Genomic DNA, 13,847 nt, shown 5'->3' with positions numbered 1-13,847 from the left:
TTCATTCGCAAGGACACGACATGACCCTCGCACTCGACGACAAATGGATCTGGGACAGCTGGTACGCCCATGACGGGCAGCGCTGGCACGGCTACTTCCTGCAAGCCGACAAGTCGCTCGGCGATCCGGACCTGCGCCACTTCAACGTCTCTCAGGGCCATGCCGTCTCGGACGATCTGGTGAACTGGGAACACAAGGGCACCTGCCTTGAGCCCGCGCCTAAGCCAGCTTGGGACGACACCACCACATGGACCGGTTCGGTGATCCAGGGGACCGACGGGCTCTGGCACCTGTTCTACACCGGCGGCGGCTCGGCCGAGAAGGGGCTCTACCAGCGCATCGGCCACGCCACCTCGACCGACATGCATTCCTGGGAGCGCGTGGGCTCCGGCCTCTGCCTCGACATGGAAGGGCCGAATGCCGCGCATTACGAGGCCGAAATGCAGGTGGGCTTCTGGCCCGACCGGGCGATGCGCGATCCCTTCGTCATGAAGGACCCCGACGGCGACGGCTACCTCATGTATTTCACCGCCCGTGCGCCGGGCATCGAGGAAGCCAATGCCGGTGGCGCGATCGGCTTCGCGACCTCGCCGGACCTATACGAGTGGACGCTCCAGCCCCCGGTCTTCGTCGGCGACTACGGCCAGCTCGAGGTGCCGCAGCCCTTCGAGATCGACGGGCGCTGGTACTGCCTGTTCTGCACCGCCGACATCCACTGGTCCGAGGACCGAAAAACCAAGGCAGGCGTGCCGCCGGTCACCGGCAACCACTACCTCGTCGGTGACGGACCGCGCGGGCCATGGCGGGTGGCCCCCGGTTTCCTCGACGGCGATCTGCCCTGCTATCGCTACGCGGCAAGGGTGCTGATGACCGAAACGGGCCCGGTGCTGATGGGCTTTCGGGACGGCGGCAAGGAGGCTTTCGGCGGCTATGTGATGGACCCGGTGCCGGTGAAGGTCGACGCCGAGGGACTGCTCTACATCGAAGCTTCCGACAGGGGGAAATGACATGGCGACGGTGAGGCTGAAGGACATCCGCAAGCGCTTCGGCGCGACGGAGGTGATCAAGGGCATCGACCTCGAGATCGAGGATGGCGAGTTCGTGGTTTTCGTGGGCCCGTCGGGCTGCGGCAAGTCGACCTTGCTGCGGATGATCGCGGGACTGGAGACGATCTCCGACGGAACGCTGGAGATCGGCGGTCGCGTGGTGAACGAGGTGCAGCCCAAGGAACGCGGCATCGCCATGGTGTTCCAGAGCTACGCGATCTTCCCCCACATGACGGTGCGCGAGAACATCGGCTTCGGCCTGACCGTCGCCAAGGCCCCTAAGGCCGAGCGGGAGGCCGCGGTGCAGGAGGCGGCGCGCATCCTCCAGATGGAGCACCTGCTGGACCGACGGCCCAGCCAGCTTTCCGGCGGCCAGCGCCAACGCGTCGCGATCGGGCGCGCCATCACCCGCAAGCCGGAGGTGTTCCTGTTCGACGAGCCTCTGTCGAACCTCGATGCGGCGCTCAGGATGGACATGCGGATGGAGATCGGCCGGCTCCACAAGGAGCTCAAGACCACGATGATCTACGTCACGCACGATCAGGTCGAAGCGATGACGCTGGCTGACAAGATCGTGGTGCTGAAGGATGGCGAGGTGCAGCAGGTCGGCGCGCCGATGGATCTCTATCACAATCCCGCCAACCTTTTCGTCGCCAAGTTCCTCGGCGCGCCATCCATGAACCTGATCGAGGTCGAGGTGGCCGAGGCGCGTACCGGCTCGGCAGTAGTGAAGAACCCTGCGCTCGACCCGATCGAACTGCCTTGCAAGCTCGACGGGCTTCGTCCCGGCGAAAGGTTGACGCTGGGCCTGAGGCCGCAATACCTGCACCCCTCGCTTGACCCATCGGAGGGCAAGCTGCACGGCAAAGTGAAGCTGACCGAACGGCTCGGCTCGGAAACCGTGGTCGATCTTGAGCTGACCGATGGCAGTCCTCTGATTGCTGCGCTCTCAGAGGATGCCGTGTTCGAGCGTGGCCGTGAGGTGAGTCTGACCTTCCGCCCAGAGCAGACGCACCTGTTCCGGGGAAGCCCCAACTAAGCGCCGTTTGATGCCAAGATGTCGGACACAGGCGACGGCCTCATCGGCCGTCGCGAAGCGGTAGAAGCAACTGTTCCCTGAGCGGGAAAGAAATGTCGGCCGAGGTCCTGGAACTGCCTCGGTAGGGAAGGGCAGGAAGCCTACCTTCGCTGCGGCCTGGGCCGAATTACGCAAAGTGGACGCTGCACTGCGCCTTCGGGCGGTAGCCTATGGCCAGTATCGGCCGTGAAAGATTGGCCGGTAAGCCGACATTCCGACATTCGCCGCAGGTCGGGCCGAGGTCCAGTGAGCGGACGAAGCTGACGTGCGCTGAGGGTGCACGATCAGGAGAAGTGCTCGCGGTGCTTTCCAGAAAAGATGGGGAGTAGAATTTATCTGCGCATGAACTTCTGGCGAGCTTCACGAGCGATATTGTATCGCAGTTCAAGGCGAGCGAGTTCAGCCATCGCTTCCTTCCGTTCAGGCCCGTTCGCAAGCGTGGCGAGGTGGCTCTGATGCGCAGCCATCTTTTTCTTGAGTTCGATTTCTTCCGGCACGACACCGGCCTGAGCCATGATGCGGAACCCCACTGCTTCTCCCGCATCCACAAAAGCATCCGCAGAGTGATCGGGCAGTGGTGTGCCTTCGCCTTCAAGACCTTCAAGCTGACCTTGCAGCTTCGCTTTCTGTATCTGGCGCTCAATGAGTTTCTGAAGATTTCGAATCATGCTGACCAATAGCAAAGTATTGAGGTAACGGATACTAAGGGCTCGAAGCTGACCTTTGCTACGCAAGGCATGAAGGTCGGCTTAGGGCTGGAAGCACCAAAGCAGGGGAGGGTGGGAAGCGGCCGTTCCCTGCGCGCAACACGAACGGCCGCTTAGATGGCAGTGCTCAGGCTCGCTTCCGGGAAGCCTCGAAGTCGGCCCTCAGAGGCGCGGTGTCGTAGATGATGGTCATCCGGGTGAAGCGCTGCCGGTCCTCGGTCAACTCGAAGACATCGACGCATTCGAACTCCACGACCTTGCCGCTGGCCAGGGTCCAGACGTAGCGGAAATGCAGAGCGACGGAGCGGCCTTCGGCAGAGCTGTCGAAGACGTTGAGGAGCGTCGTCTCCGACCGGGAGGTATCCGCGAAAAGCTCGGCGTAGAAGTCGTGCGCGGGCCGGACGCCGTAGAGCGGCGACACGATCTCGGCGTCGGAGGTGAAGAGGGCGCGCACGCCCTCCAGATCGCCCGTGTTCAGGGCGTCGAGGTAGCGGTGGCAGAGGTCATCGAGGGTCATTCCGGTCTCCTTTGGGGAACCAAGCCCGGACGCCTCTGAACCGATCGAGCCGCCCATGGGCGGCGGCTTTTCTGATCGTCACGCATCATCGAGCCGCCGTCAGGGACGGCGGTAATAGCTCGAGGTCTGATGGCAACGGATCATGGAATCTCGGTATCGGTCCCATCGAGACCTGTCAAAACCATTCTCCCTTGCCAGGAGACCGATGACGATTCTCTGGAGCGGCGCAGCGGCATTCCTCGGCTGCGACATTTGCACTCTCGCGACAGGCGACAGCTCATTCGCTCCATCCCGCATGTCCGGACAGGCGTGTCAACGCCGCCTGAAGTTTCCCCAGAAGTGCCGAAGTAAAATTCCCCAGTTTCCGGGTGCGGTGATCAGCCGTGCAGTTGATCGATCCTCCCGTCTTTCGGGGGGCGCCCTCGGCGTTTTGGCTGCGGAGGCGGCGCGATGGCAGCGTGAGCGCGGGTATGTTCGGGCATGAGGTCGGCATGGGCCCGCAAGCGGTAGCTAGCGCCTTCGATCTGGACGACGATCGCATGGTGCAGGAGGCGGTCGAGCAGCGCGGTCGCAACGACCGGGTCGCCGAACACTTCGCCCCATTCGGCAAAGCCGCGGTTCGAAGTCAGGATCATAGCGCCCTTCTCGTAGCGGTGATTGACCAGCTGGAAGAACAAGTTCGCGCCACCAGGGGTGATGGGCAGGTAGCCGATCTCGTCGACGATGAGCAGGCTGTTGCGGCTGAAGAAGCGGAGCTTTTCCGGCAAGCGGCCGTCGCGCTCGGCCCGACTGAGCGCGTCGATGATCTCAGCCAGGCTGGCGCGGTAGACCCGCTTGCCGGCCCTGACGGCCTCGACGCCCAAGGCAGTTGCGAGATGGGATTTTCCGGTGCCCGGAGGGCCGAGCAGATGCACGACTTCCGCCCGCTCGATGAAGTGGAGTTGCGCCAGCGCCAGAATTCGCCCGCGATCGAGCGAAGGCTGGAAGGAGAAGTCGAAGCTCTCGAGCGTCTTGATCGGCATCAGTCGCGCGGTCTTCACCGCGACGGTCACTCTGCGCCCTTCACGCGTGACATGTTCCTCCGCCAACAGGCCGTCGATGGCTTCGATGGCGGTGATCTCGCCGCGCTCGAGCCGGCGGAGGGTATGGTCGAGCGCCTCGAGCGCCCGGGTCATGCGCAAGCCGACAAGGCTGGCACGAATGCGGTCGAGGATTTCGGTCATTTCCGCAGCCCCTCGCCTGAGGCCATCCGCTTGGCGACGGCATCGTAGAAGGCGAGCGGTCGACGCCCCACCTCTGTCACCCGTCCTGGCATGGCAGGCATCAAAAGCTCAGGCGGTCTCGGCGGCACGGGTTTGCGGTGACTGGGATCGGTCCGCCGCTGGTTCTTGCCCTCCAGCACCGGATGCACGGCGATCAGCACGCGGTCCTCGAAAATGCGGATCTCGCGCGGATGGTTCTGGACTTCGACCACGCGTTTGCGGGTGGCGTCCGGCACGCTGTAGAGATTGCCGCCCACCGAAACCATGCCCTCGTGGCTCACGCGCCGCTCCACGGTCAAGACGGCGCTGTAGGGGATGACCGGCAACGCGGTCAGATGTGGGTGCTCTTCGGCGAAATGCTCATTGACGATCCGCCGGGTCGTTGCGTGGAGGCGGGAGTTGGCGATGGTCGTGCGCCAGTCCTCGAACTGGGCATTCAGGTCGTCCATGTTGCGGAAGGTCCGGGCGAGGAAGAAGTCCTGCCGCACATAGCGATAGGGACGCTCGACCTTGCCCTTGGTCTTGGCCCGGTAAGGGCGGCACGCTCTTGGCAGCGCGCCGTAATGCGTGAGTAGCGCGACCAGCGAGCTGTTGTAGGTGATCACCCCTTCGGCGTCCTCGTCGATCACCGCCGTCTTCATTCGGTCGTAGAGCAGCTCCTGCGGTGCCCCGCCCATGGCGGTGAAGGCATCGATATGACAGCGCATCACCGTTTGCAGGTCCTGCGTGGCGCAGAAGCGTCCCCAGAGCCAGCGGCTGTGGCCAAGCACCATGGTGAACAGCCAGACGATCCGCACCACGCCGGGCTCATCGGTGAACTCGACCCGGAACTGGGCGAAGTCGACCTGACCCTGACGACCGGCCGGGGTTTCGAAGCGGCGTTCGAAGGGCTTTATCCGACCCGGACGCACTTCGCGAAGGTAGTCGGTGACGGCCGTGTAGCCCCCGTCATACCCCATTCCACGGATCTCCCTTAGCAGCCGCCGTCCCGACAGGTCGGGATAGGCAAGGATCCGTTCGTGCAGATAGGGCTCGAACCCCTCAAGGAGCCGCGGCCGCGGTGCGCGCGGACCGTAAACCGGTGCGGTCACGCCGACCTCCAGGTGCTTGCGCACTGTCTTGCGGTCGAGCCCGACCTTGCGGGCGATGGCAGAGATCGAAAGCCCCTGCCGTTTCAAGTCATGGATCATGACAACTTCCCCAAGTCTGATCACCCGTCGCCTCCATTCCGGTCGGCATGATCAGGTGATGCGATGTGGCCGCTGCCAAGCTGTGGGGGGCATGCCCCCCACAGCTTGGCGCTCAAACCCGGTAAGCTGGGGAATTTTCAAACGGCACTTTTGGGGAGAATACGTCCGGCACTAACAAGGCGAGCGATCAGGAAGTCCATGAAGATCCGGGTTTTCGGGGTCAGCACGTTGGTGCGGGGATAGACCAGCCAGAGCACGGAGCGGTCGTTCAACTTCCACTCCGGCAGAACCCGGACAAGCCGGCCCGCGGCCAGTTCATGGGCGACGTTCCACAGAGAGTTCATCGACAGCCCGGCGCCTGCTAGGGTCGCCTCGCGCTGCGCGTCGCCGTCATCCACGATGGTTCGGCAGGCCATGCGGGCGGGGTCGAGCAGGGCTTTCTCTCCGGCAGCATTCACCAGTTCCCGCGGCTCGAGGTTGCTCCAGGCGATGAGCTGCTGGCCCGCCAGATCCGCCGGCGCGGCCGGGGTGCCATGCGCCTCGAGATAGGCCGGCGACGCGCACAGAACCCGCGTATCGTCTGCGAGCTTGCGACCCTTCAGGCTGCTGTCGCTCAGCGGCCCGCTGCGCAGGGCCAGATCGAAGCTGCCCTCGATCGCGTCGAAGCGCGTGTCGGACAGGCGCAGGTCGAGGGTGAGATCGGGGTAGAGCCCGTGGAACTCGGGCAGCAGCGGCATGATGTGCAGCTGCGCGAAGCTGCTCGGCGCGGCGAAGCGTAGCGTGCCCTTCGGACCAGTTTCCGTGCCTCCCAAGGCAGCCCGGGCCGCATCGGCCTGGGCAAGAATTTCGCGGGCATATGGCAGGAAATCAGACCCCTCCAGCGACAGCGACACCTTGCGGGTGGTGCGGCGCAACAGCTCCACGTCGAGCTCCTGCTCCAGCTTGGCGAGACGCGCGCTCGCGACCGCGGGGGCAAGGCCCAGCTCGCGCCCTGCGGCGGAGATATTGAGCCGTTCGGCCGCCATCACGAAGAGACGCAGGTTGTCGGTGTCCATGGCGATTATATCCCGAGGCCGAATAATCTAATCCGGAAGCTGCCGGTTTCGCAGGAATTCGCAAGAGATATCTTGGGGCCAACGGAATGACGTCATCGAGGACATGACTGATGAAGGCGATCGGCTATCGCGCAGCGGGCGCGGCGGACAAATTGGAAATCATCGACGCGGACCGGCCCGAAGTTCGGCCGCGCGACCTGCTAGTCGAGGTCAAGGGCGTCTCGGTCAACCCGGTGGACGTCAAGCTGCGCGCGGCGGTGCAGCCCGACGGCGGCGCACGGATCTTGGGCTTCGATGCGGCGGGGGTCGTGGTGGCGGTCGGTGACGCGGTTACGGGCTACGAGGTGGGTGACGAGGTCTTCTATGCCGGTGACGTCACGCGCGCCGGCACGAATGCCGCGCTTCATGCGGTCGACGAACGGATCGTCGGGCGCAAGCCGGCCAGCCTCGATTTCGCCGAAGCCGCCGGCCTGCCGCTGACCACGATCACGGCGTGGGAGATGCTGTTCGAGTCCTTCCGCCTGACCGAAGGGGGCGGCACCGGTCAGACCCTGCTCGTCATCGGCGGGGCCGGTGGCGTGGGGTCGATCCTGATCCAGCTCGCCAAGGCGCTGACGGGTCTCACGGTGATCGCGACCGCCTCGCGCCCCGAGACGCAGGATTGGGTGCGCAAGATGGGCGCCGATCACGTGGTAGATCATCGCGGGGATCTCGCGGCGCAGGTGGCCGAGCTGGGCCTGCCGCCTGGATATGTCGCCGCGCTGACCGCAACGGATCAGCACTGGCCCGCGATCATCGAGCTGATCGCACCGCGCGGCCAGATCGCGCTGATCGACGACCCCGAGGCGCTCCACATCAAGCCCGCGAAGCCCAAGGCGCTGAGCATCCACTGGGAGTTCATGTTCACCCGCTCGATGTTCGAAACCGGGGACATCGGTGCCCAGCGGGAGCTGCTGAACCGCGTGTCGGAAATGGTCGACGCGGGCGCGCTGCAATCCACGGTGACCGGACGGTCGGGCCCGCTGAGCACCGAGACCCTGCGCGCCGCGCATCTGCGGCAGGAGAGTGGCCGGGTGATCGGCAAGCAGGTTCTGGACGGCCTGTGAGGCTGCGCGACAAGGAGTTCGAAGGTGTTGGACAAGACCGGACCCGCGGCCTTCCCGAGTTTGAACCGCGCCTACAACACCGTCTTCAGGCCGGGACGGATGAGCATCGGGCTGGTCGTTCCGCTCGAAGCCTATCCGCACGGCGCCGTGCCTGACATGGCGCGTCACATCGAGCGCGCACGTCTGGCCGACAGCCTCGGCTTCTCGGCGCTGTGGCTGCGGGACGTGCCGTTCAACGTGCCCTCCTTCGGAGATGCCGGGCAGCTCTTCGATCCCTTCGTCTACCTCGGGGCGCTGGCGGCCTCGACGCGAGATATCGCACTCGGCGTGGCCAGCATCGTCCTGCCACTGCGCCACCCGGCCCATGTGGCCAAGGCCGCCGCTTCCGCGGATGTGCTCTCGGGCGGGCGGCTTCTGCTTGGTGTCGCCTCCGGCGACCGGCCGGACGAATATCCCGCCCTGAACATGGGCTTCGAGGATCGCGGCGCACGCTTCCGCGACAGCCTGGACTACATCCGGGCGATGGCCGAGAATTACCCGCGCCGCGACACAGCGCATGGAACGCTGTCGGGCGGAATCGACATGTTGCCCAAGCCCGCGAGCGGCCGCCTGCCGCTTCTGATCACGGGCGGCAGCCAGCAATCTCCCGACTGGGTCGCGCGGAACGGCGACGGCTGGATGACCTACCCGCGTGATGCGGCGGCGCAGGGCCGCGTGGTCGGCGAGTATAGACACCGGATCGCCGAGGCCGGTCTGCCCGACAAACCGGTGATGCAATCGCTCTACGTGGATCTCGCCAGCCAGACGGGTGTGCCGCCCCAGCCGATCCATCTCGGCTTTCGGTCGGGCACGGACCACCTTCGGCGCTACCTGACGCAGTTCCGCGACCTCGGCATCAACCACGTCGCCCTGAACCTGCGGTTCAACGGCGCGGATATCGAGGACACCATGCGGCGGCTAGCGGACGAGATCCTGCCGGAGTTTCACAGCTGAGGAGACACCAATGCCGAAGACGATCCTGATCACCGGCGCCACCGATGGCATAGGCCTGCTGACCGCGAAGACGCTGGCCGCCCAAGGCCACACCATCCTGCTTCACGGACGAAGCGACGAAAAGCTGACAGCTGCCGCGCGGGAGGTGGGCGGTGCCCCCGAGACGTTCCGTGCCGACCTGTCCCGCCTCGAAGAGGTCGCGGCGCTGGCCGAAGACATCCAGAGCCGCCACGACCGCATCGACGTGCTGATCAACAATGCGGGCGTCCTCAAGACCCCCCAGGCCCGGACGCCCGAGGGGTTCGACACCCGCTTCGTCGTCAATACCCTCGCACCCTATCTGCTGACGCGGCGGTTGCTGCCAATCATCCCGCAGGATGGCCGCGTGGTGAACCTGTCCTCGGCGGCCCAGGCGCCGGTGGATACGAACGCCCTACGCGGCAGGCATGCGCTCGATCACATGCAGGCCTACGCCCAGAGCAAACTCGCCATCACGATCTGGACGCAAGAGATGGCCCGCGCCCATCCGGACGGCCCGGCCTTCATCGCCGTGAACCCCGGCTCCCTGCTGGCCTCGAAAATGGTCAAGGAGGGCTTCGGCGTGGCGGGCAACGACCTGTCGATCGGGGCCGACATCCTGGGCCGCGCCGCGCTGTCGAATGAGTTCGCCGATGCATCCGGCCGCTACTTCGACAACGACAGCGAGCGCTTCGCACAGCCGCACTCTGCGGCAAGTGACAAGCGCCAAGTCGCCGCGGTCATGGAGGCGATCCGCGAGTTCACCGGCGAAGCGGGGCACGGCTGAGGATAGGTTCTGGAGATCGCACTAGGGTCGCCTTAGCCGCCACGGGGGAGGAGACATGACAACGGGCGCCCCAGGCAGCCGGGCGGAGATCGCGACCTCGTGGCACCGCTGCGAGCGGCAGCACAGGCTCGCGCGCGAGGCTGCACGACCGACCCTGCGCCTGCTAAAGGGTTCCGGGCCCAAAACTCTTGAGGCGAGACAGGCGCAGACAGGTGGCGGCAGCTGAAGACGGGGAGCTGCCGACAAAAGGATTATATCCCACATCCGAAATCTGAACTCCGATCTGGGCGGATTATATCCTTAGTGCCGTTCTCGTATTTCCTGACCAACGCAACACCCGGCAGGAGATACCGATGAAAGCCATGACCCTGAGCGACTACGGCACCGAGGCGACCTTCCATGAGGCCGACATGCCGCGCCCGCAGCCCGAGGCCGGCCAGGTCCTCGTCCGTGTCAAGGCGACGAGCGTCAACACGATCGACACGATGATCAAGGCCATGGGCAAGGACCTGCCCCTGTCACCCGATCTGCCGGCCGTGCTGGGCATGGATTTCGCCGGCATCATCGAGGAGGTCGGTGACGGCGTCACCGGCTATGCCGTGGGCGACGAAGTCTATGGCTGCGCCGGCGGGTTGGCCGAACTTCAGGGCGCGCTGGCGGAGTTCATCCCCGCCGACGCCCGGCTGACCGCGCCCAAGCCCAAGACGCTGTCGATGCGCGAGGCCGCTGCCTTGCCGCTGGTGGGCATCACGGCCTGGGAAGGGCTGGAGCGCGCGGGCGTCGCCGCCGGTAAGAAGGTCCTCGTGCAGGGCGGTGCGGGCGGCGTCGGGCATCTCGCCGTGCAACTGGCGCGTCACCTCGGGGCCGAGGTGTCCGCGACGGGCACCGGCGACGGCCAGCTATCGGTGATCGAAGGTTACGGGGCCCGACCCATCGACTTCATGGCCGAGAAGATCGAGGACTACGTCGCGGCCCAAACCGGCGGGACCGGCTTCGACGCGGTCTTCGACACGGTCGGCGGGGCGAATCTGACGAACTCCTTCGCGGCGGCGGCGCTGAACGCCCATGTGGTCACGACGGTCGCCCTGTCGGAAATCGACCTGTCCCCCGCCCACTTCAAAGGGCTTTCCCTGCACATCGTCTTCATGCTGCTTCCCATGCTGCATGACGTCCGGCGCGAGGTTCATGGTGAGATCCTCGCGAAGCTCGCCGAACTGGTCGATGCCGGTGCGGTGAAGCCGCTGCTGGACGAACAAGCCTTCGCTTTGACGCAAGTCGGGGATGCCTATGCCCGGCTGCAAAGCGGTCAGGCCATCGGCAAGGTGGTCGTCGAGGTCTGATCCTCACGTGCAGACCGGGCGTCAAGGCGCCCGGTCACACTCGCTCTGCAAAGCGCGTTGGCACGCGTTCCTCGATGCTTTCGATGCTCTCAGCCCCGCCCAGATCGAGGACGCCCAGACGAAGATCCAAGATCTCCAGCGTAAGACTAGGCGATCACGAAGATTGCAGCGCGCTCAAACCTGAACCAGAAGTGCCCGTTCTGCGGTGGCGAGCGGCGTCAGAAGTGGGGCCGCACTGGAACCAAGCCCCAGCGTTATTGATACAGCGGCTGCCTCAAGACCGGCGATAGAATTAGCGAGGCGTCGATCGAGCGAGGCTCTTATGAGGCGATAGTTGGGCAGCTGCCCGCTGCCAGTAACACCTATTTCGAGTGGGTGAGCCCCTGGCCAGGATCGCCTGATGCGAGCCGGGTACTCAGCAGTGTCCGTCGTCGGTTTCTAGGCCACCACCTTCGCTTCGGCCGGGAGGTGCGACCGAAGCGAAAAGTGAAGTGACAAGTTATTCGGTGTGGTCCAGATCTCTGCGGCAAACCAGTTCCGGGGCCAGCGTCGGCGCCCGTGGAAGCCGGAGGGGCGGTGTGCGAGGTGGGGTTGGTCGGTTGGACGGGTGTGCAGCGCTTCGGCTCCTGTGCCAGGCAGCGAAAACAGGAAGCGCAAGCAAAAAGGGCTTCTTCGACGCTATGTCGAAAAAGCCCTTAATAAGCCGTAGCTTGGAATTATTTGGCTCCGGCGGTAGGGCCCGGAGCCAAAATGCACAGCGCTGAATTCAAACCGAAAACCTGGAGCAGCAGCACATGCGACACCAGTTTGTGCAAAGGACTGTGCCACGAGCTGTGCAGCATGCCAAGCGGTCGCGAAGAGAGTGCTTCGTCAGTCTCGAGATCTGAACGAGCGTTTCTCCTGATCGATTTCGGAGCTGACGGTGGCCGCCACCAGCTTGCCCGCTCACGTCGGTCGGGATCGGCATAACCAGATGTCACCACGCGCCCGCTTTGCGCAGTCAAACACGGGGCATGCTGCGCGACAGAAGGCGATGTGGGTGGGCTACCGCCTGGGCGTGACGAGGAGGAAGGGGCTGTCTGTTTCCTGGGTGGCGGCCTGAACGAACGCGCGCCCTCCAACTCCGCCATCAATGAGCGCCTGTGCCAGTGAATGCTGATGGCTGAGACTGGTGACGGCACCGGCAAACCCGTCGGCAATCCGGCCAAGACGTGTCGCCGCGTTGCGTCGTGCGGAAACGGCGTCGGCCAGATCCTTTTCGCCAGCGGCGACCAAGCGCGCCAGCGCATCCGGGTTCAGCTGGTTCAGGCACCTGATGTTGTCGTCCCGGTAGCGCGCCGCGTAATCGCCCGCGTGTGCCAGATCCTCTGAAATGAAAAGCGTTCGCAGTTCGGCCTCCTCGCAGAGCCATTTCGCCGAGCTCAAGGTCCAGATCAGGTCCAGTTGTTCCATTGGAAGGACAGTGACCTTACCCAAAGCCATGGCCTCCCGCAGCAGGTCTGAGAGGGTGCTCACATGGGTGGAAAGCTGTCTCTGCAGGTTGCTTGCGAGGGAGAGGCAATCCGTTCGGGTGACAACGCTGTCGAGATCCTTGAGCGCCGAGCGGATCTTGCTGAAGAGGCGTCGAAGCTCGGCCCCCTGTATCAGCCTGCCGATCTCTCGAACCTCGTCTCTCAGAGTTCCGAGATGGTTCTCGATGGCGTCCAGGCGCATCTTCATGATCGCGAAGCCGGCAACGGACACGCCGATCCCGATTCCGGTCAGGGCCATATTGGCGAACTGCAAATTCTGCAGCAGTGCCATGCCTTGCCCCAACTCCTTCAGGGAGGCTTTGATCTGTTCGTTTTGAACGAGGCCCACGACTCCGAGGGGCGAGAAGCCCGTTTGTGCCGCGGCTCCACCGGCTTGCGCCAATGCGTGAGCAAAGCCCCGCGTCTGCTGGACGTGACCCAGGATCTGACCAGAGGAAGCGTCCTTGATGATCGCGCCAATCAGTTGAGCCTGGCCGGACGAGACAAGTGCATCAAGGCCTGGAGGAATGGCGTAGAGCAGCGGCATCAGGCGGTTTCCAATTTGGCTTCAAGGCTCCGCAGCGTGGCCGCTTGTAGATCCGTGACGAGACTGCGTTCGCTCGAAGCGAGCCCGCAACCCAATGCTGCGATGCGGGCGCGTAGTTGCAGACGGGTGACAAGATGGGCGCGATTTCGATCACTGAGCCGGTCGATAATACGGCTGCCGGTAAACGAGGCCACGGCGATCCCGGCGCCTCCAACCGCAAGCACCGGCCAGGAGATCGTGGTGGTGGTGATGAAGAAGAAAGAGGTCGTCGTCACCGTTGCTATCGAAATGACCGAGGGAATGGCGGCGAGGGATGCGGCGAGCACACCTGCTCCGGCGAGCGCGGGTAGCGCGACGCGCAGAACATCCCGACTGGTGCCTTTCTCAGAAAGCGACGCGGCGAGCACACCGATTTCTTCCTCCATCTCTGCTTCGACGCGACTGGCAACCTGCCGTGCCCAAGGTTCAAAGAGCGTTTTCCATAGGGTTTCGGGCGAAATTTGTGCCCTGCCCACAGCGATCGACGTCATCGAGGCGACGGTGCTTTCGATCTTCGTCATAAGCTCGGGGAGTGCGTCCTCCACGCATTCGGTAATGCGGTCGAAGCGGGCTTGCCTCCACCGGATCAGTTCGAGCTCAACAACAGGATCGGGCGACAACGAAGGGGCAGGGAGGGTCATCACGGGTTCA

At 64.4% G+C, this 13,847-nt stretch carries 13 protein-coding genes; 6 read left to right on the top strand and 7 right to left on the bottom strand.

The features are described 5' to 3' along the window. The first annotated feature begins 20 nt into the window (after positions 1–20). Both T8T21_RS03985 and T8T21_RS03980 read left to right on the top strand, forming a co-directional pair. Entirely contained in the window at positions 21–1,007 is a 987-nt protein-coding gene (locus T8T21_RS03985) for a glycoside hydrolase family protein (RefSeq protein WP_322336898.1), read from the top strand. A 1-nt stretch (position 1,008) separates the two neighbouring features. Further along, positions 1,009–2,085 carry an ABC transporter ATP-binding protein gene (locus tag T8T21_RS03980; protein ID WP_322336897.1) on the top strand — a complete coding sequence of 359 codons (1,077 nt, stop codon included), beginning with the start codon at positions 1,009–1,011 and terminating at the stop codon, positions 2,083–2,085. A 371-nt stretch (positions 2,086–2,456) separates the two neighbouring features. Here T8T21_RS03980 and T8T21_RS03975 read toward each other — a convergent pair whose 3' ends face one another. The 5 genes from T8T21_RS03975 to T8T21_RS03955 form a co-directional block, all read right to left on the bottom strand. Then, the gene (locus tag T8T21_RS03975) at positions 2,457–2,792 is read right to left on the bottom strand and encodes a DnaJ family domain-containing protein (RefSeq protein WP_322336896.1); all 336 of its coding nucleotides are present in this window, start codon (positions 2,790–2,792) and stop codon (positions 2,457–2,459) included. Positions 2,793–2,958: 166 nt separating this feature from the next. Continuing rightward, entirely contained in the window at positions 2,959–3,348 is a 390-nt protein-coding gene (locus tag T8T21_RS03970; RefSeq protein WP_322336895.1) for a nuclear transport factor 2 family protein, read from the bottom strand. Between the two features lie 377 nt (positions 3,349–3,725). After that, positions 3,726–4,571 (bottom strand): IS21-like element helper ATPase IstB, encoded by an 846-nt coding sequence (istB, locus tag T8T21_RS03965; RefSeq protein ID WP_322336894.1) that lies wholly within the window; start codon positions 4,569–4,571, stop codon positions 3,726–3,728. Then, entirely contained in the window at positions 4,568–5,824 is a 1,257-nt protein-coding gene (gene istA, locus T8T21_RS03960) for an IS21 family transposase (RefSeq protein ID WP_322336893.1), read from the bottom strand. Before istA ends, istB begins: the two co-directional genes overlap by 4 nt. A gap of 113 nt (positions 5,825–5,937) precedes the next feature. Then, a complete protein-coding gene (locus tag T8T21_RS03955; protein WP_322336892.1) occupies positions 5,938–6,855 on the bottom strand; it encodes a LysR family transcriptional regulator in 918 nt (305 codons plus the stop codon). A 110-nt stretch (positions 6,856–6,965) separates the two neighbouring features. Between T8T21_RS03955 and T8T21_RS03950 the strand changes: the two genes are divergently transcribed. The 4 genes from T8T21_RS03950 (at position 6,966) to T8T21_RS03935 (ending at position 11,099) form a co-directional block, all read left to right on the top strand. Further along, entirely contained in the window at positions 6,966–7,961 is a 996-nt protein-coding gene (locus tag T8T21_RS03950; protein ID WP_322336891.1) for a zinc-binding alcohol dehydrogenase family protein, read from the top strand. A gap of 24 nt (positions 7,962–7,985) precedes the next feature. Further along, on the top strand, positions 7,986–8,954 hold the full coding sequence (locus tag T8T21_RS03945) for an LLM class oxidoreductase (RefSeq protein ID WP_322336890.1): 969 nt from the start codon (positions 7,986–7,988) through the stop codon (positions 8,952–8,954). A gap of 10 nt (positions 8,955–8,964) precedes the next feature. Continuing rightward, a complete protein-coding gene (locus T8T21_RS03940; RefSeq protein ID WP_322336889.1) occupies positions 8,965–9,759 on the top strand; it encodes an SDR family NAD(P)-dependent oxidoreductase in 795 nt (264 codons plus the stop codon). A 353-nt stretch (positions 9,760–10,112) separates the two neighbouring features. Then, complete coding sequence (locus T8T21_RS03935) at positions 10,113–11,099, top strand: zinc-dependent alcohol dehydrogenase family protein (protein ID WP_322336888.1); 987 nt, start codon at positions 10,113–10,115, stop codon at positions 11,097–11,099. A gap of 1,044 nt (positions 11,100–12,143) precedes the next feature. On the opposite strand, the gene T8T21_RS03930 is transcribed toward T8T21_RS03935, so the two are convergent. Further along, on the bottom strand, positions 12,144–13,157 hold the full coding sequence (locus T8T21_RS03930) for a hypothetical protein (RefSeq protein WP_322336887.1): 1,014 nt from the start codon (positions 13,155–13,157) through the stop codon (positions 12,144–12,146). Further along, positions 13,157–13,837 (bottom strand): hypothetical protein, encoded by a 681-nt coding sequence (locus tag T8T21_RS03925; protein WP_322336886.1) that lies wholly within the window; start codon positions 13,835–13,837, stop codon positions 13,157–13,159. The genes T8T21_RS03930 and T8T21_RS03925 overlap by 1 nt, the downstream gene beginning before the upstream one ends. Positions 13,838–13,847: the final 10 nt, after the last annotated feature.

The organism is Limimaricola variabilis (assembly GCF_034371605.1).
Classification (GTDB): domain Bacteria; phylum Pseudomonadota; class Alphaproteobacteria; order Rhodobacterales; family Rhodobacteraceae; genus Limimaricola; species Limimaricola variabilis.
The sequence above is the reverse complement of the archived record's forward strand: the minus strand, read 5'-3'. Positions and strand labels throughout refer to the sequence as shown.

Coding starts and splice junctions, on each gene's coding strand:
- T8T21_RS03980 (WP_322336897.1), top strand. CDS start 1,009: ATGGCGACGGTGAGGCTGAAGGACATCCGCAAGCGCTTCGGCGCGACG.
- T8T21_RS03940 (WP_322336889.1), top strand. CDS start 8,965: ATGCCGAAGACGATCCTGATCACCGGCGCCACCGATGGCATAGGCCTG.
- T8T21_RS03975 (WP_322336896.1), bottom strand. CDS start 2,792: ATGATTCGAAATCTTCAGAAACTCATTGAGCGCCAGATACAGAAAGCG.
- T8T21_RS03950 (WP_322336891.1), top strand. CDS start 6,966: ATGAAGGCGATCGGCTATCGCGCAGCGGGCGCGGCGGACAAATTGGAA.
- T8T21_RS03935 (WP_322336888.1), top strand. CDS start 10,113: ATGAAAGCCATGACCCTGAGCGACTACGGCACCGAGGCGACCTTCCAT.
- T8T21_RS03955 (WP_322336892.1), bottom strand. CDS start 6,855: ATGGACACCGACAACCTGCGTCTCTTCGTGATGGCGGCCGAACGGCTC.
- T8T21_RS03925 (WP_322336886.1), bottom strand. CDS start 13,837: ATGACCCTCCCTGCCCCTTCGTTGTCGCCCGATCCTGTTGTTGAGCTC.
- T8T21_RS03985 (WP_322336898.1), top strand. CDS start 21: ATGACCCTCGCACTCGACGACAAATGGATCTGGGACAGCTGGTACGCC.
- istB (WP_322336894.1), bottom strand. CDS start 4,571: ATGACCGAAATCCTCGACCGCATTCGTGCCAGCCTTGTCGGCTTGCGC.
- T8T21_RS03970 (WP_322336895.1), bottom strand. CDS start 3,348: ATGACCCTCGATGACCTCTGCCACCGCTACCTCGACGCCCTGAACACG.
- T8T21_RS03930 (WP_322336887.1), bottom strand. CDS start 13,157: ATGCCGCTGCTCTACGCCATTCCTCCAGGCCTTGATGCACTTGTCTCG.